The 26,745-nt window shown below is 39.8% G+C and carries 17 protein-coding genes; 8 read left to right on the top strand and 9 right to left on the bottom strand.

The window, feature by feature from the left end; translation table 11 throughout:
• Positions 1-41 precede the first annotated feature (41 nt).
• Both FC093_RS18110 and uvrA read right to left on the bottom strand, forming a co-directional pair.
• Positions 42-1,553 (bottom strand): DUF4339 domain-containing protein, encoded by a 1,512-nt coding sequence (locus FC093_RS18110; RefSeq protein ID WP_137263220.1) that lies wholly within the window; start codon positions 1,551-1,553, stop codon positions 42-44.
• Positions 1,554-1,858: 305 nt separating this feature from the next.
• Complete coding sequence (uvrA, locus tag FC093_RS18105; RefSeq protein ID WP_137263219.1) at positions 1,859-4,681, bottom strand: excinuclease ABC subunit UvrA; 2,823 nt, start codon at positions 4,679-4,681, stop codon at positions 1,859-1,861.
• A gap of 210 nt (positions 4,682-4,891) precedes the next feature.
• Here uvrA and FC093_RS18100 point away from each other — a divergent pair, with 210 nt between their 5' ends.
• The 5 genes from FC093_RS18100 to rsmG all read left to right on the top strand — a co-directional run bounded on the left by FC093_RS18100 (position 4,892) and on the right by rsmG (position 9,268).
• Positions 4,892-5,473, top strand: coding sequence for an RNA polymerase sigma factor (locus tag FC093_RS18100; RefSeq protein ID WP_137263218.1), 582 nt, complete (start codon positions 4,892-4,894; stop codon positions 5,471-5,473).
• 294 nt (positions 5,474-5,767) lie between these two features.
• Positions 5,768-6,652, top strand: a complete 885-nt coding sequence (gene atpG / locus FC093_RS18095) for an ATP synthase F1 subunit gamma (protein WP_137263217.1) — start codon at positions 5,768-5,770, stop codon at positions 6,650-6,652.
• A gap of 17 nt (positions 6,653-6,669) precedes the next feature.
• Positions 6,670-7,401 carry an SMC-Scp complex subunit ScpB gene (gene scpB, locus FC093_RS18090; protein ID WP_240743359.1) on the top strand — a complete coding sequence of 244 codons (732 nt, stop codon included), beginning with the start codon at positions 6,670-6,672 and terminating at the stop codon, positions 7,399-7,401.
• 73 nt (positions 7,402-7,474) lie between these two features.
• Positions 7,475-8,590, top strand: coding sequence for a glycosyltransferase (locus FC093_RS18085; RefSeq protein WP_137263216.1), 1,116 nt, complete (start codon positions 7,475-7,477; stop codon positions 8,588-8,590).
• A 54-nt stretch (positions 8,591-8,644) separates the two neighbouring features.
• Positions 8,645-9,268: a 16S rRNA (guanine(527)-N(7))-methyltransferase RsmG gene (gene rsmG, locus FC093_RS18080; protein ID WP_137263215.1), complete on the top strand. Its 624-nt coding sequence runs from the start codon at positions 8,645-8,647 to the stop codon at positions 9,266-9,268.
• 45 nt (positions 9,269-9,313) lie between these two features.
• Here rsmG and FC093_RS18075 read toward each other — a convergent pair whose 3' ends face one another.
• From FC093_RS18075 to FC093_RS18050, 6 genes are all read right to left on the bottom strand, one after another.
• The gene (locus FC093_RS18075; RefSeq protein WP_137263214.1) at positions 9,314-10,759 is read right to left on the bottom strand and encodes an O-antigen ligase family protein; all 1,446 of its coding nucleotides are present in this window, start codon (positions 10,757-10,759) and stop codon (positions 9,314-9,316) included.
• Positions 10,760-10,775: 16 nt separating this feature from the next.
• Complete coding sequence (locus FC093_RS18070) at positions 10,776-12,335, bottom strand: lipopolysaccharide biosynthesis protein (protein WP_137263213.1); 1,560 nt, start codon at positions 12,333-12,335, stop codon at positions 10,776-10,778.
• Between the two features lie 2 nt (positions 12,336-12,337).
• Positions 12,338-13,267, bottom strand: coding sequence for a sulfotransferase domain-containing protein (locus tag FC093_RS18065; RefSeq protein ID WP_137263212.1), 930 nt, complete (start codon positions 13,265-13,267; stop codon positions 12,338-12,340).
• A gap of 386 nt (positions 13,268-13,653) precedes the next feature.
• Positions 13,654-16,044, bottom strand: a complete 2,391-nt coding sequence (locus FC093_RS18060; protein ID WP_137263211.1) for a GumC family protein — start codon at positions 16,042-16,044, stop codon at positions 13,654-13,656.
• 43 nt (positions 16,045-16,087) lie between these two features.
• On the bottom strand, positions 16,088-16,918 hold the full coding sequence (locus tag FC093_RS18055) for a polysaccharide biosynthesis/export family protein (RefSeq protein WP_137263210.1): 831 nt from the start codon (positions 16,916-16,918) through the stop codon (positions 16,088-16,090).
• A 434-nt stretch (positions 16,919-17,352) separates the two neighbouring features.
• Positions 17,353-20,811, bottom strand: coding sequence for a hypothetical protein (locus FC093_RS18050; RefSeq protein ID WP_137263209.1), 3,459 nt, complete (start codon positions 20,809-20,811; stop codon positions 17,353-17,355).
• A 476-nt stretch (positions 20,812-21,287) separates the two neighbouring features.
• Here FC093_RS18050 and FC093_RS18045 point away from each other — a divergent pair, with 476 nt between their 5' ends.
• Positions 21,288-21,617, top strand: coding sequence for an RNA recognition motif domain-containing protein (locus FC093_RS18045; protein ID WP_137263208.1), 330 nt, complete (start codon positions 21,288-21,290; stop codon positions 21,615-21,617).
• A gap of 221 nt (positions 21,618-21,838) precedes the next feature.
• Positions 21,839-22,978 carry a lactonase family protein gene (locus tag FC093_RS18040; RefSeq protein WP_240743358.1) on the top strand — a complete coding sequence of 380 codons (1,140 nt, stop codon included), beginning with the start codon at positions 21,839-21,841 and terminating at the stop codon, positions 22,976-22,978.
• A 357-nt stretch (positions 22,979-23,335) separates the two neighbouring features.
• On the opposite strand, the gene FC093_RS18035 is transcribed toward FC093_RS18040, so the two are convergent.
• On the bottom strand, positions 23,336-24,160 hold the full coding sequence (locus FC093_RS18035) for a hypothetical protein (protein WP_137263207.1): 825 nt from the start codon (positions 24,158-24,160) through the stop codon (positions 23,336-23,338).
• A gap of 599 nt (positions 24,161-24,759) precedes the next feature.
• Here FC093_RS18035 and FC093_RS18030 point away from each other — a divergent pair.
• Complete coding sequence (locus FC093_RS18030) at positions 24,760-26,493, top strand: leucine-rich repeat domain-containing protein (RefSeq protein WP_137263206.1); 1,734 nt, start codon at positions 24,760-24,762, stop codon at positions 26,491-26,493.
• Positions 26,494-26,745 lie beyond the last annotated feature (252 nt).

Below are 26,745 nucleotides of genomic sequence, written 5' to 3'. Positions count from 1 at the left end.
CAATAACGGTGTTGGTATCCAACACGTTGGCAGGTGTTGGTTTAATCGCCTACAAGATACAAGGTTTTTTGTTCAGAGCTAACAAGCGATACTTTATAACTGATGGAACGTGATGTTTTGCTATCGGGGATGCGCACATTTATATTATCACCTGCGCCTATATTTCTTACATACATTGTTTCCCCTTTTTGAAAGCGCCCGTTTGTACCATAGTATTGTATATCCACCACTGCAAGATCTATTGGAAAATCGGTTACGTTTTTTACAGATAACAATACATTCTGTACACTGCCGCTGTTAGTATTGCTACCTAGTCTGCTTACCGATATATAATCGCTTATACTTTTTTTAGATGCCTCCTGTTTTGCTATGGCAGGTTCTGTAACAGGCGGAGCTTGTATGGGCGCAGTAGCGGTTCCTTTCTTTATGTCGTATGGCGTATAATCTTCCTGAGTATTTTTTCCGGCAGTAACTTTATTGTTATCTGTTACCGGTTCTTGCTGAACGGCTTTTTTATCGGTCTTTACAGTAGTATTTGCTTCTGTATTCTTTGCAGGTATTTGCGACTGCTCTTTTTTCGTATCAGGATTATTTTCTTTGTTGTTTTCTGCAGATAAGGGTGCAGGATTTACCGTTTTTGAATTATCCGCAGGTAATGAATTCTTTACTTCATTGGCAACTTCGCTTGTATTATCATCAGTTTGCTGTTGTGCAGATGCAGATACATTTGAATTCGCGTCAGCAGGATCTTGCTGCTGGTTATTTCCATTTTGTAGTATTACTGCCTTTTCTACAGCCGGCGTACTTTGTGTAGCACTATTACTATCGCTACCCTGGTTCATTTTGTATCCCGCATAACCACCAATTGCCAGCACGAGAATAGCTACGGCTGCCATTATGTTTTGCTTCGTGTTATTAGCCGTTTTATGTTGTTTTTCGCCCAATTGCTTCAGCTTTGCTTCTTCAAAGCGTTGCCTCACTTCTTCCATCGTTTGCGCTTTGGCAGGCGCCGGCTTTTCTGTTTTTTCTTTAGCTTCTCCTTTCCAATCAGTGTACATGTCTTCCCAGTCCAGCCCTACCGATTGAATGTGAGTGGCAATCTCTTGTTTGGGAGCTGCCTTTGCGGCCACAGCTTCGGGTTGTTGCGGTTGTGTTTTGGTAAAAGAAGATAAAGCATCATGTAGTGGCTTTGGTTCCTGCAGTGCTGCATTATCTATCATTACTACTTTGTCGCCCGATATACGAAAGCGCGGCTTAGGCTGCTTTAGGGTAGCTGTATTGGTAGTGTTCGTTGTATTTGCGTTGGAAGAATTATTTTGTTTACTATTTGTTATAGCAGTCTGCTTTTCTTTTCCTTTATAAAAACGGTCATACGGCTGCTCTTCTATTGCCGGAGCAATAGACTTTAGATCATCTATTTCAGAAGCATACAACCATGCGCCGCCTCTGCCTTCAATCCAAAGCAGGTCGTAAGGCTTTAAACCCATCTCCTCCAGCTGCGCCTTTGTGTAAGGACCGCTTTCTTTGTTATTTCGTAATAAACGGTATTGCATAATGATAGCAGGTTTAAATCATAGATTGAAAGCACAACTTGTAACTTTTATTGTAAAAAATAACGTCAATTAAGAGAAGGTTGAAAAATATTTTTTTAGGACTTCCATTTTCAACAAAGGTTTGCTCCTGTTTACATTTCAAAATACTAAACCGGTAATTTAAAGTTGCTTTAACAGTGCCTAAATGATCGCCTTCATTTTAGCCGCAGCAAACGCTGTTATCATCCAATACAACCCAAACTTAACAAGCAGTTCTTTCGTGTGTTTTTGTGGGGAATTTGCCCTGAAAAATACAAAAGAATTACTTACAAAAATTTACCTGTATAACTTTCTTCTACTTTTTTAATATCTGCAGGTTTACCTGCAAATACCAGTTTGCCGCCTGCATCTCCTGCTTCTGGTCCCAAATCTATCAACCAATCCGCATTTTTAATAACATCTGTGTTATGTTCTATTACTATTAATGAATGTCCCTGTTCTATTAACGCATAAAATGAAGAAAGTAGTTTGTTGATATCGTGAAAATGTAATCCGGTAGTTGGCTCATCAAAAATAAATAGCAGATGTCCCTGCGCTTTGCCTTTGCCGAGGAAACTCGCCAGTTTTACACGCTGCGCCTCACCACCGCTCAAGGTATCGCTGCTTTGCCCCAACTTGATGTAGCCTAAACCTACATCCTGCAAAGGCTGTAACGCCTTGGCTAACGTTCTTTCTTCTTTAAAGAAGATAATTGCATCATCCACGCTCATTTCCAGTATGTCGTAAATATTTTTCCCGTTATATTGCACTTCCAGCACTTCCTCTTTAAAACGCTTGCCATTGCACACTTCGCAGGTTAAATGCACATCTGCCAAAAACTGCATTTCCACTACCTGTTCGCCTTCACCTTTACAGGCGTCGCAACGACCACTATCTACATTAAAGGAAAAATGCTTTGCCTGGAAGCCCCGCATTTTTGACAGCGGTTGGCGTGCAAACACATCACGTATTTCATCATACGCTTTTATATAAGTAACGGGGTTGCTGCGCGATGATTTACCGATAGGATTTTGATCGATGAGTTCTATTTGTGTAATGCTATCTATATCGCCGGTTATGGCTTTGTGTGCACCTACTTTATCGGCAAATTCACCCTTGAGTTTGCGCAGGGCAGGGTAGAGGATTTGCTTTACCAGGGTGGTTTTTCCACTACCGCTCACACCGCTTACGACGCATAACATATTCAGGGGAAATTGTACGCTGATATCTTTTAAATTGTTTTGCCTTGCACCTTCTACGGTGATGCTTTTAGTCCATTTTCTTGGTATTTTTTGCAAATTAATTGTGAGTGCTCCGCTTAAATATTTGCCGGTTAAACTGTTAGGGTTTGCAACGATTTCATTGTAATTACCGGCTGCAATTACCTCGCCGCCAAGATGTGAGGCGAGCGGACCCATATCAATAATGTAATCGGCTTCGCGCATAATCATTTCATCGTGCTCCACTACCACAACAGTATTGTTTAAGTCGCGCAACTGCTTTAATACTTTTATTAGTTTTTCCGTATCGCGCGAGTGTAAGCCAATAGAAGGTTCATCCAAAATATACAAGGAATTGGTCAAATTGCTGCCGAGACTGCGTGTGAGTTGTATTCGTTGGCTTTCGCCGCCACTTAAACTATTGGCTAAGCGATTCAACGTAAGGTAGCCTAAGCCTACATCAATCAAGGTTTGCAGGCGCTGGTTGATTTCCAACAAAATGCGCTTGCCAATTTCTTTTTGATGTTCTGTAAGCGAAAGACCATTGAACCACTCCTTTAAATCTTTTACCTGCATTTGGCACAACTGGCCAATGTGTTTGCCGCCAATTTTTACATACAACGCTTCCGGGCGCAGGCGGTAACCTTTACAATTTGGGCAAGCCGTTTTGCCGCGATAACGGCTCAGCAGCACGCGATATTGAACTTTATATAGGTTTTGTTCTACTTCGGCAAAAAAATCGTCAATGCCCTGTACCGTACCGTTGCCTTTCCAAAGGAGTTCATATTGCTCTTCGGTAAGGTCTGCGATTGGTTTATGAACAGGAAATTGGTAGCGGGCTGCTGCTTTTACAAAACGTTCGCGCCACAAGCCTAATTTTTCACCCTTCCAGGGCGCTACAGCGCCATCGTAAACACTGGCTTTTTTATCCGGAATTACTAAATCCGGATCAATGCCAAGCACTTGCCCAAAGCCTTCGCATACAGGACAAGCGCCGTAAGGGTTATTAAAAGAAAAAAGATTGGGCACCGGTTCTTCAAACTGTATTCCGTCCAGCTCAAATTTATTGCTGAAATGCAGCAGTTTGCTGCCATCCACTTCCAGATACATTTCCCCTTCCCCTTCATAAAAAGCAGTACCAACAGAATCGGAAATACGATGAATGTCTTCCTCTTCAAAATCCTTTACTACAATCCGGTCGATTAAAATATAAGCAGGCTGCCCGTTGCTTATTTGTAATTGTTGTTTTAGATCCTCTTCATTCAGTTCCAGCAATTCTTCTATTCTTGCCGGCTGCCGGTTGATGTACATGCGGGCAAAGCCTTTTTGAGTTAAGATATTCAACTCTTCGCGCACTTGACGCCTGGCGTGTTGCTTAAAGGCGGTGAGTATTACAACTTTGGTATTTTTAGGTAAATTTTTTATTGCCTCTACTACATCTGTTACATCATCTTTCTTTACTTCGCGTCCGCTGATTGGCGAAATAGTTTTACCTACCCGTGCATACAGCAAACGCAGATAATCGTAAATTTCGGTCATGCTGCCAACAGTGCTGCGCGGCGTGCGGGTAATTACTTTTTGCTCAATGGCAATTGCCGGACAAAGTCCTTTTATGTAATCTACATCGGGCTTGTTCATGCGCGCCATAAATTGCCTTGCATAAGCGCTTAAACTTTCGGCATACCTGCGCTGGCCTTCGGCAAACAACGTATCTATAGTAAGAGATGACTTGCCGCTGCCCGAAACGCCGGTAACAACGATGAATTTGTTGCGTGGAAAAACAACATCAATATTTTTAAGATTGTGTGTACGGGCACCTTTTATTAGAATATTGTCGGTGTTTTGCGTAGGTTTTGTTTTTTTTACTTTTTGAACAGATTCTTTTAACATTATAACTTTATTAAACTATTGTACGTGTGATATTAAAATGTGCTTTATTTGCAAAAGTTTTACAATTGGTGATTTTTTTATCATCAAACTTATTCCTATTTTCACATTGTTTTATACAAAACACATAGCCTATACCAGAAATTATACACGAACAGAACTTTTAACAACCATTTTAAAAAACAAGTTTTAATAAAACTTCTTTTCATCTGTATGAGGCTACTAAATAACCTTTCTGATACTCAGTTGGTTCTTCTATTTCAGGATGGCGATGTGCATGCATTTGAGACACTGATTTCCCGTTATAAAGAAAAACTGTATTCTTCTATTTTGTTTCTGGTAAAAGATAAATATCTGGCCGAAGATATGTTTCAGGAAACATTTATAAGAATCATAGATACACTACGCAACAAGCGTTATAACGAAGAGGGAAAATTTTTGCCATGGGCTATGCGCATTGCACACAACTTGTGTGTGGATTACTTTAGAAAAGTAAAAAGAGCGCCATCTATTGTTACCAGTGATAACCAGGATATTTTTGAAGTAATTAATGTGGTGGAAGAAACCGCAGAGCAAAAAATGATGCGCCGGCAAAGCAATGAGAAAATGTACATCATGCTGGATAAACTGCCCGAAGAACAGCGCGAAGTAATTGTGTTGCGACACTTTGGCGATATGAGTTTTAAAGATATTGCCCGCCTTACCAATTGTAGTATTAACACTGCTTTGGGACGTATGCGTTACGGTTTGATTAACTTGCGCAAGATGATGACTGAAAAACAAATTGCCTTGTAAAATTATTTCAACTTATATGTCACCTGCTGATGTATAGTGTAGCTTACGGTTACGCGAATTGCCATAGACACAAAACATTGCGTAGGTGACGCCAAATTGAAAACTCCCTTTACGTTTTTTGCGCGAAGGGAGTTTTTTATTGTAGTAAGCTATAGTTTTTAGGAACTAAAATCTTCTGGTAATACCTGTGTACTTACATACGTGGCGAATAGCTCAATTCTCCTTTACTTATTTCCTCATAAAACCTTACCTTTGCCACCCGAAAAAATACTACTTTTATAAACAATCTTTAGTATGGCAGGCCAGTTAAAAGAAGTTCGCAACCGCATCAAATCGGTACAATCTACACAGCAAATTACCAAAGCCATGAAGATGGTGAGCGCAGCCAAGCTGAGGCGTGCACAGGATGCTATTATGCAAATGCGTCCGTATGCACAAAAGCTGCAGGAAATGCTGAGCAATATTGTAAGTAATATAGACAGCGGCGACGTAAACATAAAACTGGCAACAGAACGCCCGGTGGAAAAAGTATTACTAATTGTTATTACCAGCGATCGCGGCTTGGCCGGTGCTTACAATGCCAACATTGTAAAAGCTGCACGGGCAGCTATCGCTTCTAAATATCCGGCACAGTTTGCCAAAAGCAATGTAACTATCTGGAATGTGGGTAAAAAGGGATATGAGTCGCTTACCCGTTTTGGCTATAAGACAAATGCCGATTTCAAAGATTTATTTTTAAGCCTCAGTTTTGAGCAGGTACAGGCTGTTTCTGCCGCTGCTATGAAAGCTTTTGAAAACGGTGAATTTGATGCGGTGGAACTGGTGTATAGCCAGTTTAAAAATGCTGCTACGCAAGCATTTGTGGTAGAACAGTTTTTACCCATAGCCAAAGTGCAAAAGCAACCTGGCGCCAGAAAAGCCGACTTTATTTTTGAGCCAAATAAAGAGGAGCTGATTGCTGAGCTGATGCCTAAAATTCTAAATACGCAACTATATAAGGCAGTACTCGATGCGAATGCGAGTGAACATGGTGCTCGCATGACAGCGATGGATAAAGCCAGTGAAAACGCCAACGAGTTGTTGCGTAACCTTAAAATCTCCTACAACCGTGCACGCCAGGCAGCTATTACTACCGAGCTTACCGAAATTGTAAGTGGTGCGGCTGCATTGCAGGGTTAATTTTATTTACATAAAATTTGCCTGAATATTCGTTGGATGTTCAGGCTTTTTCTTTTTTGCGCATGGAACTTTCCGAAATCATTCCACATATAGAAGCACTCATTTTTGCAAGCGATAAGCCGCTGAATATTGATGAAGTGGCAGAGCTGATTAATAATGCATTTGGCTTTATGGAAGAGCGCATTACGGGCGAACAGGTGCAGGCCGCTTTGGAAGGCATTCAGGAAAAATATAGTGCCGATTTTTATCCGTTTGAGGTAAAGGAAAGTGGCGGCGGCTGGCAATTCCTCAGCAAACCAGCTTTTTATAAAACCATTGTGCAGTTGAATGGTGAAAAACACCTCAAACGTTTATCCACCGCTGCTATGGAAACGCTTGCAATAATCGCATACCGCCAGCCGGTAACAAAGGGTGAGATAGAAGCCATCCGCGGCGTAAACAGTGATTACAGCATACAAAAACTGCTGGAAAAGGAACTCATCATTATTGCAGGACGTAATGAAGAGTTGCCGGGAAAACCTTTAATTTACACTACTTCCCGCAGTTTTATGGATTATTTTGGCATCAACAGCACAGCAGATCTGCCTAAAATAAAAGAAATACTGGCTGAGCAAACCATCGAACCAACAGTTATTCAGCACAATGAAGAGCCGCGGGATGATAATACCACCGAAAGCATCACTGCTTTAGCCATCAACAGCAACGGAAATTTGGTGATACAAGCGGATAACGGCAATCCGGAAGAGTAAAAAGAAATAAGTGATAACAGTGTAGAGAATGAATGGTTTTTATAACTTGCCCGCCAAATCTCTGTAACACTACATGAGCCTTCTTTCATATACCTTCTTCATACTTTTTTGTTTGGTGGTTGCAGTGCAGGTATTTTATTACCTGTATTTCTTTCGCCGGCTGGCTTATTTTGTGCCACCTGTAAAAACAACTTCTCAGGAGTACCCGGTTTCGGTGATTATTTGTGCTAAAAACGAGGCGAATAACCTGGTAAAAAATCTTCCCGGCATTTTTTTTCAAAGCTACCGTACCACGAACGAAGTTATTATAGTGAATGACAACTCGGAGGATGAAACCAAATACATACTGGAAGAGTTTCAAAAACGGTTTAAAAACTTAAACGTTATACCGCTTACACAGGAAGCCCTGATGATTCCCGGAAAAAAGTTTCCGCTTTCTATGGGTATCAAAAGTACGCGTTACGAAATAGTATTGCTTACCGATGCAGACTGCATTCCTGCAAGTGAGCAATGGATGCAGAAAATGCAGCAAGGTTATGCGCCGGGTATAGACATTGTATTGGGCTACGGTGCTTATTATAAAAAGAAAAGCCTGCTTAATAAGTTCATCCGCTTCGAAACTTTTCATACTGCATTACAATATTTTTCTTTTGCGCTCGCAGGCATGCCATACATGGGTGTAGGCAGAAACCTGAGTTATAAACGCAATATTTTTATTCGTAATAAAGGTTTTTCATCCATCAATCATGTGCCCGGCGGTGATGATGATTTGTTTATTAATAAAGTAGCTACCAGCAAAAACACAGCGATTGTTATTGATAAAGATGCGCACACGTTGAGTGAGCCGAAGACTTCCTGGAGCGAATGGATAAAACAAAAAAACAGGCACTATACTACTTCCAGGTATTACAGGCGCAGCCACAAGTTTTTGTTGGGATTGTATAGCCTTACCAATTTTTTGATGTATCCGTTAGCTATCCTAGCCGCTTTTTTTTTCAATTGGTGGCTGGTGTTGATTATCTTTCTGGTAAGGCTTGCTATAGTAGCTTTTGTCTGGAACAAAAGCATGAATCAACTGAATGAAGGGGACCTTTGGCCATACTTTCTTTTGTTTGATGTATGGATGATGATATATTATCTTTTGTTCATGCCATCCTTATTTAAAAAACCTGCAAAAAAATGGAAATAACTGTTGCAAAAAGAAGCTAAATGCAAGTTTATAAGGCAGCTTACTGAAAAAAATATGGATATTATTTTAAAATATTTCTCCGATTTTACACCACAGCAATTACAGCAGTTTGCCGCTTTGCAGCCATTATATACCGAGTGGAATGAAAAGATAAATGTGATTTCGCGCAAAGATATTCAAAGCCTGTACGAAAATCATGTGTTACATTCTTTGAGCATTGCTGCTGTTGCCAATTTCGCCGGCGGTATGCAGGTGATAGATATTGGTACGGGCGGTGGTTTTCCGGGTGTGCCGTTAGCCATTTTTTTCCCCGAAGTACATTTTCACTTAGTGGATAGTATAGGTAAAAAAATGAAAGTGGTAAGAGCAGTTGCTGAGGCAGCAGGAATAAAAAATATTACAATGCAACACGCACGCGTAGAAGACATAAAAAACCGGAAGTTCGAGTTTGCTGTATCACGTGCAGTAGCACCGCTGAAAGACCTGTGGCGCTGGACAAAACCATTGCTTAAGAAAGGTAATGAAGCTTCGTTAAGCAATGGGCTTATCTGCCTCAAAGGTGGTGATCTTGCACAGGAAATTTATGAAAGTGGTTTAAGACCTAACGTGGTACGTATCAGCGAGCTGTTTAAAGAGCCTTACTTTGATGAAAAATTTTTGCTCCATGTAAGCGCATAGTTAATTTAAACAATCCCTTGTCTTGCAAATATGCTGCTACCAAGCTTAATCTGCATAAGCATAGGTGGGTTCGGTAGTTGAGGGTAATGCTTGCTTTCTTCTGCGCTGAAAGCTGAACTTTGTTTGCGGAAATACCCATAAAGTACCAATGGCAAAAATAAGGCAGAGATAATACCACAGTGGTGTTTCCCATACACGACTGATAAACAAGCCGGCGAATATAGATACTGTATAAGCAACTGCCGGCGCTGCTAATACAAGATCGTTGGTTTTGATGGCATACATGTAACTTTTGTATCCCCATCGTAAAATGGTAAAAACAAAGATGATATAAAAGAGCAAGCCTAACAATCCGTATTCTACTGCGACCTCCAGGAAGGTGTTATGCATTACGTGTGGCTCTACCAAAGTATATTTCGATACAACATAAAGCGAAGATGTTTCATCGCCACCCATACCAAACAGCGGCGCTTCGGAAATAGCACGTAAACCTGCCGCCCAATAATCAACTCTTTCGCCCCCGTTTGCTTCGTCCATTTGGTAAGCAAAGCGGTTGATGGTAGGGGAGTCGGCAAACAGAATAACAGCAATAGCAACTGCAAATACGCCTGCCAGCATCATTAAAAAGGTCATGGAGCCGCTGCGTTTGGCTAAGACCAATATCATGCTGATGCCCGTTACAAAAATAAAACTCACCAATCCATTGCGTGAACCCATGTTCATGATAAGGTAAAAGAGTAAAGCAAGGGTAACGAGTGAGAGAACCTTTTCGAAATAGTTCTTTCTTTTTTCGAATATAGCTATAAATAAGAAAACAGCAATTGCATCGAGTGAGGCGGTAAAATCGCCATGCGAGGCACCGCCAAAGTGGATAATACCACCAAAATTTGCCGCAACTATGCCGTATTTAAGCGTATAAATTACAATAGCAAGAATAATATAAGGTGCAAGTAGCCGGTACAGGCTGAGTGCCTTATAAATATATTCTTTACCATAATTGATAAGCAGTTTCAGATATACGATAAAGAAAATAAGCTTCAACACTCTTGCTATCGTTTTACCGGTAACCGGTACGGCAGGCAGGTTTACCCAAGCTGCTACCGTTTTGCTGATGTATGGATGCTGCTTATATACGATAAAACCTACAATCTCCATTATAATAAATATAACAAAAAGTGCAAGTACCTTCATGGGAATGTTTACCCGGTTTTTCCTAAGTAAATCATAGCCTATAACCGGCGCTACCATAGCAATGGCTATCGTTTCGGCATTGGATGCGCCGGATTCTGTCATAAATACGCCTTCAACCAGCGGAATGGTAAACAGGAGCGGAATTAAAAAAGTTCGGTCCATCAGCACAAGTGGTAAAAATACCAGCAGGATGTAATTGGAGTCGTTCTCTACCAGCGCAGTATATAAAGCGCCTACCAGCATAACGCTACCTATAAACCGGATAATTTTTTCTTTATTAAAAGTCAGATTCGTTTTCATAACTTCCTGTTTTAAATCACAAATCAATTTTCACCGCCGGCTTTTCGCCCTTTTGTTCTACTATCGCTGCTTCTTCATCTTGCGCCAATTGTTTTCTGTGCCCTTTTTTATTTTTATTCTTGTTTAGTAATATTTCACGGATTGGCAAGAAATCTTTACCAAGCAATTTGGGTTTTTTGAAAAATGCGTATGCTAAAAATAAACCTACCAGCGTTCCCATTACCAAAAAGGATTCAACCTCATTTAAATGCAAGCCAATCCTGAGCACTTCGTACAAAATAACAGACGGAACAACGGTATAAATGGTTAAAGGGATACCATTGATAAAAGGTTTGAACAACAATTGCTGCCAGCTATCAGGGAAAACCCCGCCACGCAGCGTTACTATCATAATGTAATAATTAATAACCGTAGCTATGAGAAAGCCTGCGGATATGCCGGTAATGTGCCAGTAGCTGCCAAAATACATACATACTACCAGGATAATCGTAGATAATATTTTACGTTTAAGATTGAGCACCAGCAATCCTTTTACCCGCATTACGCCGTCTGACAAACGGGTGGAAATCTGGAAGGGCAGTGCAAAAAGCATTAGTTTTAAAGACATATTGGCGGAGATAAACTGGTCCCCAAGTAAAATGAGTACGCAAGGCATACTGAATACGCCAAAGAAAACAGATACTGGTACTAATAGTGAATGCAAAAACGAAAGTGATTTGTAATAAACATTGAACAGCTTGTCATCGCCATCCACCTTTACCATGGTGGGCATAGATATTTTTTGAACGATGTCGCCAATATATCGCCCGGGAATATTGGAGATGCGGTTGGCCCGGTCAAAAATACCTACTTCCTGTATAGTGATAATTTTGCCCAACATAAAGTTGATGCCTGATAAATTGATGTAGTTGGTAATGCGTATAACGGTAAGGAGCAAACCATAATTGAGCAGGTCTTTGTAGTGGCGCCAGGTAGAGCCGATTTTTACCGGCAATGGCTCCTGTATCCACAACATAATCACTTTACTTATGTTGTAAAACAGAGTGGAGTACACCAGTGCCATTACACCAAAACCATAATAAGCGAGTACGATACCAAAGACGTTGGAAGCCAGGAGGCTGAGACTGTCACTAAAGAATATTTTTTTAAATTGAAATTCTTTTTGCAGCAAGTTGATAGAAGGAGATCCTAAAGAATACAGAATGAAGCTGATGCCAATCACCCGTAAACCTAATGATAATATAGGTTGCTGATAAAAATCGGCGAGCCAGGGAGCAGCAATGTATAAAATGAGGTAAAAGAAAACGCCGGTTGCAAGACTATAATACAATGCCGCATTTTTGTGCTGCGGTTCTACATGCTTGCGTTGCAATAACGCGTCGCCCATGCCTGCCTCGGCTACTACATTGCCAAACACCATGCACGAGTTTAGCAGGGCAAACACACCAAACTCTTTTTGTGCATGAGGCAGCATACGGGCTAAAATGGCATAGTAGCCTAACTGCGAAATAAAAATAACACCTGTATTCATCATCTGCCAGATGCCACTCTTAACAATCTGCTGCTTATTAACCATTATTACAATTTATTCATGATTTTGCCAACAAAAGATAGTACTGGCTTTTGATTGTATGCTTCTTCCCAGCTATTGTCGTATTTGATAGGTTTTTTAGTAAAGCGCTGCGGCGTGCCGGCAATGGTATGATCGTCGTCTTCTACGTGCATATATTGGGGTGCTTTATAAGGCTGTAATCCGGTTTTTCGTACCACCTTATCCAGTTGCGGCTGTGTATCTGTTGCCAATTGCTCGTAGTTAATCAGCAGTTTATCTCCGGCATTTACCAGTTTTAAAACCTGTCCACAGATTTTATTGTATAAGAAAGAATTGCGCAGTAACCAGCCGAGCGATTTATTTACATCCTTATTATTTAAATTATTCCATTTACGCTTGGACGCTGCGATTGCACGAAGGTCTCTTTTAAGCCCAATAATTTTTACGTCAATATCGGCAGGTTTGTGCCTGTACAACATATATGCCTGCACCGGATTTTTGGAAGAATCTATAATAAAGTTCTTGCCTGTAAAATCAAATATCTTTCTGTAAATAGCATATAGAGTATGGATGGTGTCTGCGTTTATTTTATACTTATCAATATTTTGTAGCGTACCTTTAAAAACCGGTGTCAATATGCTGCCGGCAAGTGTGCGGTTCGATTTGAAGTTCCAGCGTATTTTGGTGTTGAATGTGGGCGAATCTAAATCCATACCTTCCAGAATTTTACTCCAGAAAACACATTCCTTTACCGGCGAGCCACAAGAGCAGTTCCAGTCCCAGCGAAAGCCTGCACCTTCGCGAAAAATGTGATTTTTTAGCAGCGCCAGTTCACCTACTGATACCGTTTCATCAGATTTGGATAAAATATTCTCCAATAAGGTAGAGCCTGATCTTTTATCTGACATTACATATATAATGGTACGTTTTACCGGCATAATGTGTTGTTTGTTCAAAAGCTATTATCAACAGTTTTGTAAAGCTGTGTAGTGGTTGATTAGTATTTGCCTGTTTTATAATCCTTCAACTTTCAAAGCTATACAATTATAAAAATTGCAGCAGTTATAGATAAAAGCAGGAGTAAAATTAGCCAGTTAAACCAGCAGGTATAAATGAATAACCAGCTTTGCTATTTTATCCGTTCTTCCTTTTCATTTATAACTTATAAATTAAAAGAACAGGCAGTTAAAGCAACATTTCCAGCGTGCTTTTGTCCTTTATTACTATTGTTTAAAAGAGCTATGGAAGAATAAACTGCCGGTTTGTTATTCAAATATTCACGTTACAATATTTTGTTTTAAAGTGAATACAGCATATCAAACCGGCAGTTGTATGTTATGCATTAACTAAACCTGAATATTTTTTTATAAAACGGCTTTTTTGCCTCTTCGTAATAATTACGCTCGTACTTGCTGGTGCCAAAGTGATAACCAGGTATTTTGCGCATATCATTCAGTATGATATTCAGCTTAGGCATTTTGTTGGTAGCAGCCAATTGCTCAGCAATGCTTACCTGACGCTTAGCTGTAAAACGCTGGCGGATAACGTATAGCGTTAAATCGGCATAACGGCTGATAAGTTGTGCATCGGTAACTAAGCCTACCGGCGGCGTATCTACAATAATATAATCAAATTGTTGTCTTGCTTCTGCAAATAGTTTTTTTACTTTTTCATTGTTAATAAGTTCCGATGGATTTGGCGGAACATCGCCCGAACCAAGCACCCAGCAATTTTCGTGTATGCCGGATGGCCTTATTACATCGCTCAACTTGAGGTCTGATATAATATAGTTGGTAACGCCCGGCTCGTTTGACAATTTAAGATCGGCAGAAAGCTTGGGCTTACGCAAATCCATTTCCATCAGTAACACTTTTTTGCCTGATAAAGCCAGTGCACTGCCCAGGTTGATAACCATAAACGATTTCCCTTCGCCACTCATGCTGGATGTGAAAAGTATTACTTTCTCATTGGCACCCGTAATAAGGTATTGCAGGTTGGTACGCAACGTGCGGAATTGCTCGGCTATTTGAGTGCGTGCATCCTTGGTGACCACCAGCATTGCTTTCTTGTTTGTGTTATGCGAAATCTGCGCAACTACAGGTACTTCGGTAGCATCTTCAATATCATCGGTCGTCAACACTTTTGTATTCAGCAGTTCCTTAATGAAGATGGTGCCTGCAGGAAACAATAAACCAAGCAGAATGGCAGCCAGCATCACAATAGTGGAGTCGGGGAAATAAGGCGCAGGATCGCTTTGCGGCGCATCTACTATGCGGATGGGAGAAATACTGTTTGACTTGGAAACTGCAGTTTGTTCTCTTGTTTGCAGCAGGTAAGTATATAATGCCTGCAACACATTTTGCTGCCTGGCCATATCAAGATACAACTTCTCCTGTGTAGGAACCTTTTGAATATCGCTAAACAAGTTGCCGGTTTGGCGGGAAAGGTCGTTTCTGCTCGTTACCAGTCCTTTCTCATACGATTTTAACAAATGCAGCAGGTCATCGCGCAATTGAGCCGCCTGCAGATCCAGCGTTTGTATTGCCGGGTTGCTTTCGGTACTGGTTGCCAGCATTTTTTGCCTGTCCAACTGCAAGCCATTATATTTTTCCAGCAGGCTTAAAAAAGCCGGATCTTTAATGGGGGCAGTTGTAGGCATTACCCGTGTATTGTTTGACTGATCTTCCAAATAATTTTCCAGATCTTTTACCACGCTTATCTGCACTTGCTGTTCATCCAGTGCTTTGTTGGTGGCTATGCTGTTGGTCAGCAATGCTTTTCCTTGTTCAGTTAGATCGGCAATGCTATTGTTTTTCTTAAACCTTTCAATATTCGTTTCAATATTATTAAGGTCCTCAGCCACACCTACAATGCGGCTGTCTATAAATGCAATGGTGCTGTCGGCAATTTTATTGTTGTGGTCAATATCCGATTGCACGTATAAATTGATCAAATGACTTAAGATGTCTTCTCCCTTTTCTTTTACAGGAGAGGACAAGGTAAGATCGATAGTAGTAACACCGGTAGTAGTTACGATTGCAATAATATTAGCGTTATAAGCATTAAAAGCACCGCCATAGGAGCCAACTTTTAGTGCATACTCGCCTTCAGGGTCGGCCTGTACAACCGGATTTTTTTGTAATACCCAGGTACCATAGGTAAACTTAAGCGTATCGCCAAAGTGAGCCGAGAAAGTACTGTCAGTATTCTGGTCTTCAAAATTTACTTTGTCTTTATCAATAGTAATCTCATAACTCTGCGGATCGTAGAGCATGTACACCGGGCCACTTTTCAATTCCAACAAGGTTATAAAAAAAGGTGAGCGTTTATAGGCTTCCCGGTACACTAATCCGTCTTTTTGCCAATAGGTTACATTTAACTGCATGTCTCTTACAGTTTGCATAATCAGCGTTCTGCTATGCAATACCTGCAGTTCATTGTTTACGTTACTGTAGTTTACGTCGGAGAACGATTTGATGTCCGACAGCAGCATTGCTTCGTCAGTACTACCACTTGGCAGGCGCGGGTTAGGTCCCGTTACCATTACTTTAGCTGCGACATTAAATTTTGGCGTTACTACCAGCATGAACACTACGCCAAGCGCCACAAATACAATCACCGAAAGTACAAACCAGTACCAGTTACCGAGGGCTTTCCCCACAATAAACTTAAGGTCAACGTCGCTGGATCTCTCTTTTGCCACCAGTTCTGCATTATTATTTTCCCGTATCATAAAAGATTGAATGTAAATGAAGTTAGTTTTGATTGGTAATATTTTAACGGAGCAGGCGCGCCACTACTACTGTCAGTAACGAAATACCTGCTGAAAGAACAGCTATATCTCTTGTACGGAAGGCGTTGGTACTTGCAACTCTCGATTCAGTCGGCTCCACATACAACACGTCATTAGGTTTTAGATAAAAGTAAGGAGAATTTATTATTTTAGTACTATCAAGGTCAAGGCGGGTAATCTCTTTCCTGCCTTCCGCATCTCTCACCAGCAGTACATTATTGCGCTTACCGAAGATTGTTATGTCTCCTGCCAGCCCCAAAGCATCCAGCACAGTTGGCTTTTCGTTGGGCAGCGAAAAGGTAGCTGGTTGTCTTACCTCTCCAAGCACCGTTACCTTAAAGTTTGCAAAACGAACATTTACCACCGGATTTTTGAAATAAACAGAAATTCTGTTTAACACCGTATCGTGAATACCACTGGTAGTTAACCCCTGTACATGCACACTGCCGATATATGGCATAAAAATATCCCCATTTTTATTTACCAGGTAACCCGAAACAGCATTTTGATTATTCAGCATAGGCGCATTAGGGTTAACCGTAGTAACACCTGATTGAATGGGTAAATTGCCTTGATTTAATATCATATTTGCCTGCGGATCCAATGTCTGAACATTGATGTTCAGGATGTCATCCGGACGTACAACCGGCGGTGTAAAGGGAGGTAAATCTACGTATTTTGCACTGTTAACACTCAAAGAATCGGGAATATCCTGAAAATAGGCAATACGTTGGGTAGTACAGGAAAAAAGCAGGCAGGTGGTAAAAGCAGTAAAACAAACGAGTAAGCGTTTTGGCTGCGCAGTTAACTTCATTCGGTATTGTGATTTTGATTGGCGCAAATGTAATTGAATTGATGGCTTTACAAAGCACTTATGATAAAAAATAATACTATATATACAATTTTAATAACAGTTTAAGAAATGTAACAAATATTTTGGGTATAAATAAACAAATTAAAAATTATTAAATAATTGTATCTGCGATAAAATAAAGCTTAAAATATCATCATTCTTTGCACAGTATCACAGCTTCATAACCAAGGGTAAATATGTGTTTCCACAAATGGAATTAAATATAATCTTGCTGTAAATTTTGTTTGAAAAGCTGCTACATCCGTTCTTTTCTTTTGCCTGAATCGCTGCTTTAAAACTAAGCACCTTCCACTCTTTTCTGTGCTTTAAACTATAAGCAAAAATTAATACCTTTCAACGTAAGATAATGCCTTGGCTGCCCCTCCTCAACAGCATTACAACAGTGCACGCACGCTTGCCCTGCCAATATTTATTGTTCTTGCATTTCCCGGTTTTCTTCCCTCGTATTCAAAGTTCAATTCCAGATTGTTGATGAGCCGCTTGGTTAGACTAATATTCCATAAAAAGTTTTTTCCGGGCAGCAATCCATCCAGCATAATATAGCTCGTGGTAGTATTGGTCTCGCCGGTGTAATGAATGTTATTATAGGCAAATTTTATCGAAAGGCTGGTGTTATTAACTGCATTGTAGCGGCTCTCTATATTCAGTATATTACTGGTAGATTGCTCACCGCCATATTGCATTTCGTTTTTCTTTTGCTCTAATTCATAGCCCATTTGCACCCTGAATTTGGTGCCCGCAGTATAAGTAATACGGGGTTGAATAGAAAAATTTTGAATATTATAGTTGCGATTGTCAAAAGATGGTGTAAGCAGGCTGTTGCTGCCCATCGTTTGAATCCATTCAATAGTGTACGCTTTGGCAATATTGACGTGCGCTTTGCCGGTCCACTGCCGTAACCGGCGACTCTCAAAACCATACGTTAGCAACGATTTATTATAATTGACCAAATTGGTAATATCGGCGCCCCAAATGGCACTGCTGCGGTTGAAAGCCAAGGTATTGCTGATGATATAATTTAAATTAATTAATGCAGTATCGGTGATATCTCCTTTAAACGGATTAAATACCGGATGTCCGTTTGCAAGCTGTTTTTTGCCTGTTTGCAAAGAAGATTGCAGGAAAAAACGGGTTATCCAATTTTTGAATTTTTTATTACGGATATCATTCGCCAGTGCTCTTGGATTCAACGCAAAGCTGTAGTTGAATTGATTGTAGCTGGCCTTGATATATTCGTTTGTGGGTGTAAAAATGCGTATATATTTTGCCTGATCCTGAAACAAGGCAATTTCAAATTCATTCAACTGCGGTATGCCATCGCCATTATAATCATTCCAGGCATATTGTCCCAAACCGGCTGGCACTTCTATGTAAGAATATTCGCGTTTTTGCTCCTGACCGGCGCCAATTTCATATAATACATTGCCGGTCAACAAGCCTTTCCATTCATTAATGGTGTATTCTGCACGCCCAAGCAAACTATTATCGGGCACCTGATTGGTGAGCTTTTTATTATTGATAAGTAACTGCCGGTACGTTACATTCAATCTTAATTGATGGTTAGTATTCTCCAACAATTCTGTTTCAAAATTGTAGTTATGGCTGCGGTCGCTCTGCGATAACGTTTTGCCATTTGGCAATTGATTGCTGCGCGTGAAATATGTGAACACCCATTTATTAGCTTTATCCTGGTTGCTTTTGAGGTAAGCAGTCAAGGTTTCAAAAGCAAAACTTACAGGCGTTATGGTATCGGCAGCAATATTTTTTATTTTGTTGTGTTCCAAAGCATAAGAAGCACCCAATGCATAGTTGTGAAAGTTGTAGAAAGTTTTATTTACCTCAATAGATGGTTTCAGGTAAAAGCCTTTATCCAATGGCATGGCAATGTTGGTAATATTAAATACATTGTGCAGTTGCCAGCCTTTGATATCCTGATTGTGGTTGATAATATTGCGAATGCCTTTATAGCCATCACTGCGGATGTAACTGTTAAACTGGTATTGAATAGCATTGTTTTTATCATCGGTCAGTTGCATGTTTATATACGGCAATTGCTCAGTGGCAGGCGCGGCAATCAAATCCAGTCCCCAATCCCGTAAAAACTCTACTGGTCTTAACCGTTCCACTGGCTGAAAATTCTTATTTACCCACTCATAACCTGCACCGGCAGTAAGCGTGTAAGCCTTACCAGCACTTGTTTTCCAGTCTATGTTTTTTATAAAAGACAACTTGCCGGCATAACCATCATCGTTGTTTTTATCTTTCGCAGAAAAAGTATTGATGTCATATCTGCTCGATGCAAATTCGGCTTTGATAGTAGTGTTTTTATCCAAAAAATATGCTCCGCCAACGCTTATAACCTGGTGTTTTTTGGGCGAAACCAAAAAAGCGGCCGCTTCATACGAACCTTGCGAAATACCATTTACCGGAGCCACCCATTGATACACTTTGCCGTTTGCTGCACTGTATGCAGGAATGTAATTGCCTTTGTTTATGCCTGTTTCAATAAAAGATAAACTATACTTTGCGCTGTCTTTATTGGTAGAATACACATACACTGAATCGTGCACACCGTTATAAACAGTGTCTATTTTTTTATACAAAATCTGCGAAGCACTAAAACTATCTCTTGCCGCTACAGGGTAAAAAGCATTTTGTACGCTGTCTCCCAGGTTGCCCAAAAATTGTTTTTGTGGCACATCCAGTGTTTGATTGATGGGTGAATTTTTTGCATCGGCATTAGTGTATGCCGAAACGTTTAGCTTGAATTTGCTGTTGAAATTGGTGGTATTGCTCGCATACAACATGGAGTTTAAAAAGTTGCGGTCGGCATATTCAAATTCTACCTGCACGCGCGTGTCTTTCGTTATCATCCGGCGCGATGTAAACGTAATCTCGGCAGTGTTATAGTTAATAATATAATCCCCCTCTTCGCCGCGCTGCACCTGCACACCATCAATAAACACTTTTTCAGTGCCGGCCAACACAACAAAATACAACTCGTTATTGTTGCCCTGCAAGCGGTAAGGTCCCTGGTTGCCTTCCTGCACAGCCAAAATATTGCGTGCAAACTTGCCTTTAGCAATAGCGCCACTTAAGAGTATGGTATTAGTAATATGCTTATTTACATTAAAGTTTTGTTGGTAGGAAATACCTTGCAATCGTTTATAAAATTTAAGAAAATATGCCTCGTTTTGTCGTAAATCAATATCGCCTAAATTAATTTCCCAATCCTTTTTTTTAAACTGGAGCAGTATTTTATCAAACTCGTTCAATTGCTGCGTGGTGCCATCGGGTTGAATAGGTATATTATTGTCGCTGATAGCGGCAGCAATCTGTATGCTGTCGCCGATAATACCATTGATTTGCAGGTTTAACTGCGAATTAAATACCGCATCCTGCGTATTACCCACGCTGATACTTCGACCAAAACTGCCATTATAAGTCACATTGCCAAAGTTGAACAGCCGGTTTTCATTTGTTTTATAGGCAGTGGCAGGACTTTCAGCAATAAAATTATTTTTAATACTGTCAAAAGTGAACCGCCTTGCAATGCTATTGAGCCTGGATGGGAAAACACGATACGAAATAACGACGCTGTCTGTATGGGTTGCCTTTCGCCAGAGCAGCGTGCTGTTTACTTCGTCAATACTGTAATAGCTGCTGTCGAAATCTTTTATAACGATTGTGTGTGGAACAATACTCAAAGTATCTACAGAAACAAGCCCGGATGCTGCAATTTTTTTATGGCGGAGATTACTGTATTGTGCAGCCGCCGACATGGCAGCTAACAAAAGCAGTACAAAAATTAGTATGTTAATCCACCGGAACATTCCCGTAAGCAATCAGTTTTGCCAAGTATAACGACGAAGATAAACGGTAATTGTATGTAAAAATGGCTGAACGGCAGCGGTAAGTTTTTTTGAGAGCGCCGCAGGTAAGTAGAAAATCAATAAATGAGCGGTTGTAATAGAAATAGGAGTAAGTGTGCGTTATTGATATTGATACATTAATGAAATCCTGCATTTAGTGGTGTGTTTACAGGAATACAGTGTTTTATAAAGAAGTAAAAACGGCTTGTTTTTCAATTTCTAATGTCAGGTTATTTTATTCTTTTTACTTAACAGATAATTATTACACAAGAATACTTTTTATTCAAACTTTACCTGTATGTTTGCATCGTCAATTTGAGTTCTTCAGTCATCGTAAGTTATTATTTTTCTGCTACGCAAGTTTTCTGCTAAGAGTGAATAAATGTTTACACCTGTTGCTGCTCAATTTATTAATTATTTATCAATTATTTTTTAGCATGAACATTTATGTTTCAAACTTAAGCTTCAACGTAGAAGATGATGACTTAAGAGGTTTTTTTGAAGAGTATGGCGAAGTAACTTCTGCCAAAGTTATTACTGATAAGATGACCCAGCGCAGCCGTGGTTTCGGTTTCGTTGAAATGACCGACGATGCTGCTGCTCAAAAGGCAATCAGCGAGTTGGATGGTGCATCTGTTCAGGGTCGTAACATCCGCGTTACGGTAGCTAAGCCAAAAGAAGAAAGAAGCAACAACGGTGGTGGCTACAGCAACAACCGTCGCTCTTCTTACAGCGGCAGCAACAACGGCGGCGGCAGCAGATGGTAATATAAAGACCAGCTACATTTTTAAAGAGCTCACAATATGTTGAGCTCTTTTTTGTTTATAGCACACACCTGCCTGTCGGCAGACAGGGATGACATGGATTATCTGGGAAAATGATGGTACTGATTATTTCAGGAATAGATTAACTCAATACAAAAATCAGATCAAATCCGTGTCATGCATGTGCTATTAAATATTATCTTGCCTCAAACTATAAAACGATTATGATACGCTATTTCTTAACCATTATTTTCTTTGCTGTTGTTATGAATGTATCTGCTCAAAACCCCATCTTTTATTTGCTCATCGGTACATACACCAATGCACCGAGTAAGAGCGAAGGCATTTATGTATATAAATTCAATCCCAACAAAGCCGAAGCTACTTTTATAAGCAAAGCCACCGGCGTTGTTAATCCGTCGTATCTCGCTATTACGAAAGACCAGAAGTATGTGTATGCCGTAAATGAAACACAGAGCGATAATGGCGGTGATGTAAGTGCTTTTAGCTTTGATAAGCAAAAAGGCGAACTGCATTTTATTAATAAGCAACCGAGCGGCGGCGATGATCCGGCGTATATATCTGTAGATTCTGCCGGTAAATGGGCAGTGGCTGCCAACTATAGCGGTGGCAATATAGGTGTGTTACCTACAGGTGCAGATGGTGCTTTACAGCCGGCTGCACAAATACTGCCGCACGAAGGCTATGGTGTAAATGTGGAGCGCCAGGGACAGCCGCACCCGCACAGCGTAGTATTTTCTCCGAATGAAAAATATTTGTATTCCTGCGATTTGGGCAACGACCGCATTTACACTTACAGCTTCGACCCGAATAATAAACAAACCCCATTTACCCCAGCCGATCCCGCATATATAGAAGTGCCGGATGGCTCTGGCCCACGCCACATCACTTTTCATCCAAATGGTCAGTATGCTTATGTGATCAATGAATTATCGGGCAATGTAATTGCTTATCAATACAACAGCAGTAATGGGAAGCTGACCGAGATACAAACGATTGAATCTACCACGGAAGGCAGTAAAACTGATAAAGGCAGCGCCGATATTCACCTGACACCTGATGGTAAATTTTTATATACTTCCAACCGTGGTGCTGCCAACGATATTACTATTTACAAAACCAGCCCCGATGGTAAACTGATATTGGTAGGACACCAAAAAGTAGGTGCACATCCGCGCAATTTTATGATAGATCCAACCGGCAGGTTTTTATTGGTGGCGTGCCGCGACAGCAACCAGGTTCAGGTATATGTTATCAACAAAAACTTTGGTTTGCTACAGGATGCCGGTTTAAAAATAGACATTGACCAGCCTGTATGCCTCAAAATGATGCCTGTGAAGTAATTGATGTTGAATAAAATAAAAGTGAAAGGGTTCTGAATGTAAATGTTCAGAGCCTTTTTGCTTTTATCTTATTGAGTGTTGTATTTTACTGTTCACATTGCATAGTTATTTTTCTCCTCCTAATAATGGCAGGTGATAGCAAACGATCCCGTACTTTTGTAAACACCTGCTTTTATAATATTAATTGCTTTTAAAAATGTTCTATATAAAAAAGGCATAAAACTTTATACCCGTTTTATATATAAAATTCTGGAACGCTGAACAGCTCTATGGACATACGTATTGCTGAAAGCAAGGAGCTATTTATATTTTTAAATTTCCTCTCTTGCTGCTATGTTTTCTTACTGCTATGTTTTATTAATGCCTTAAGTATGTTTTAAACTTGCCTTTGGTAATATAGATGGTATTATTTCCCCCATCCATAACAGGACCCGAAAAAGTACCTTTCACAAGCCTGTCCGGCAAGCCATAATCAGTAAGAAAAATTTGAAAGGAGGGGAGATAACGGGAGGTACCGTAAATAAATTCATTATTGACCGAAAAATTGATACCTCCTGAAAAATCGTCTGCAACAGCAAGTGCTGCGTGGTAAGTGCCGGTGGTAACAGGTGTATTTACGCGGTTGACGCCCAAACTAAAAAGGGAATCGGAAGGAGTAAGGAGTAAGGTGCGAAAAGACATGCCATATATTTCATCGCCCGAAACCACCTGATAGGTTAAATAAGCACTATCTGAAATACCGGAATACGGAATGCCATTTGCTACAAAGCTATAGTACATAGGCGGCTCCGTATCTTGGGGTGGACCAACATCATAAGTGCATACTGAGTTTCCAAAATGAAAGGTAAAGTGGCTGGTATCGCTTGAATTTATCTGTCCATAAGCTTTTAAAGTAACCTGTTGTGCGCCGGTGTTTTCGAAGTAACCAGCCTTATAAAAATAATAGCCATTTACTGTATCTGAATAAATGGTGTATGCGCCGGGTGTAAAAACCGTAACGGATGTTGCTGCATAGTTGCTGTCATTAGGTGTAGTGCTGGCAGTATAATCGCCATGTATAAAAAAGCTGTCGCAATTAAGTATCCCATCAGCTACTGGATGCTGGCAGCCTTCGCAACTCAATTCTCTTTTACATCCCGTTATAAAAATAAAAACAGCCGTAATCCATATTAAAAACGGCAATAAAAGCTTCCTATATGTGGTTTTATAAGCAGTCATATGCATACGAAAAGTAAGAAGAAGTAAGTGCTATCATGTAATAACAGTTGCTAGGTGTATATTAACAGGTAAATAGTAATTCATTCATCAGCATAATCTATTATATTAACACAGGTATATGTCTTTAAAGATACGTTATAACAGCAACAAAGGTTTCTCAAGTTCGAATATTTTAAATTACAAGCATACCTATTGGATAGTAATGTATATTGTAATTGAAATTAGCCGGTAGAGTTTATTTTTAAAAAGGAGCAAATTGTTTGTATCTTCAAGGAGTAATCTTTTGTGCGTTTATACCCTGTTGCTCAATTTGCCCACATGGATATTAACCTAAAGACCTGATTGCACATATAGGATTACCTGCTTACTTTTTGTTTGTTTCTGTGGAGTGATATTTTGCATATTTTTTTAATATAATGAGCATATCGAATGCCTGCTTGTACTGCCTGTGCTTTTTTATACAGTTGTGCAGTATAAAACATTAAAGGAAATGTGTTTGCATAGCTCCTGAGCACACCATAACTGATATGCTGCCTTGTTCTTCACTATAAAAACCAAACAGCATGAAATATTATGCTATTCTTTTTTGCTTACAGCTTGCCATAGGTGCAAACAGCTTTACTTCCATCAAAGCGCAGGTAGATGTAAATGACTCTCTTGCATTGGTTGATTTTTATAACAGCACCAATGGGCCTGGCTGGACCAATAAAACAAACTGGCTTACAAAAGAACCGGTAAGTACCTGGTATGGAATAACCGTAAACGGTACACGCGTAACAGCGGTAAACTTAGAAAACAATGGGGTAAGAAACACTATTCCATCTTCTGTTTATGATCTTACAAAGCTTGAGCTGCTAAATTTAAGCAGCAATGGATTATTAGGCTCCATACTTCCTGCAATTGGCAATCTTACCAACCTTCGGCACTTGTATCTTTATGAAAATGGATTAACCGGTTCTATACCTTCTACTATCGGTAATCTTGTACTCCTAACGGATATTTCTATTGAGCATAATTTTTTAAGCGGCACCATTCCTTCCACTATAGGTAATCTATCAAGCCTGCATCAATTAACTTTATTTTCCAATCAGTTAAGCGGCACTATTCCTTCTTCTATCGGCGATCTTAGCAATCTTAATTATTTAGATTTAAGTACGAATCAACTTAGTGGCGCTATACCTGTTTCTATTGGTAATCTTGTGCAGCTTGGATATATAGGTTTAAACGAAAATCAAATTGAATCTATCCCTTCCACTATAGCAAATCTTGTAAACCTTCAAGGGTTAAATTTAGGTACTAACCACTTAAGCGGAACTATTCCTTCTTTCATTGGCGGTCTTACAAATCTGGGTTATTTAAACTTAAGTTATAACCAATTTACAGGTACTATACCTCCTTTTATTGGTAATCTTTCAAAGCTCGGCTCCTTATTTTTAAACCATAATCAGTTAAGCGGTTCTATATCATCTGCTATTGCTAATCTTGTACATCTTGGATTATTAGATTTAGGATACAATCAGTTAAGCGGTAATATACCTTCCTTTATTGGTGATGCTATAAATCCCTATTATTTAGATGTAAGTAACAATCTATTAACCGGTTCAGTACCAAATTCCTTTCGCAAACTGCATAGCCTGAATTACCTTGATATAAGCCATAATTTATTAGCTCAGAATAACAATTTTCATCCGTTATTACCCAATCCTTATTTTATACAGATTAATGTAAGCTATAACCATTCTACCTTTAACGGGCTTGAATTTATAGCCAAAAATTTTCCTTTTGCAATATATGCTCCGCAGGCAAACATTTCAATACACCAGCATGGCAATACATTATCGGTGTATGCTGGTAGCGGGCTTACACATAATACGTATAAATGGTTTAAAACAGGAGAGCAAGATGGCACAACTATTCAGGGCGATTCGACCTTTATGCCTGTACAAAGCGGCAAGTATTATGTAAAGGTTACCAATGCTATAGCCACCCAACTTACGCTTTATTCCGATACTATCGACTTTATGGTTAATGAAAGTTTGATTACCGGCAATAGAATGATTAACATTTCCAACAATAAAGCTGGTTTACAGGTTTTTCCTAATCCTGCAAATCATATGGTACATGTGCAAACAAATGGTAATGCGATTATTGAATTAACCAATACAGCCGGAAAAATGATACTCTCAAAAACTATCAATAATAAAGCTGATATTAACCTAAGCCACTTTGCGAATGGCACCTATTATTTGCAAAACAAAACAACCGGTGAAACGCAGAAAATAGTGGTGATTCATTAGATAACAATTTACAATATTCATCTGCTTACAGTGCCAATTGTGTAAAAACACGAGCACAACGGTATCTTTCCGCCTTAAGCTAAAACAAGGCGTGCTTGTAAGCAAATGTTATTTGTTTTCGTGAATAAATGCAGTATGGTTTTTGTATATTGATTTGTAAACTATAGCGTTACTTACAATGGATTATTTGCTATGGATATTTTAAGGTAAATTTCATACCTAATGATTTATATTGTATGTAGTTTAGTATTA

It is taken from the genome of Ilyomonas limi (assembly GCF_005233845.1).
Classification (GTDB): domain Bacteria; phylum Bacteroidota; class Bacteroidia; order Chitinophagales; family Chitinophagaceae; genus Ilyomonas; species Ilyomonas limi.
Note: the sequence above shows the minus strand (reverse complement) of the source record. Positions and strands in the feature narration are given on the sequence as shown.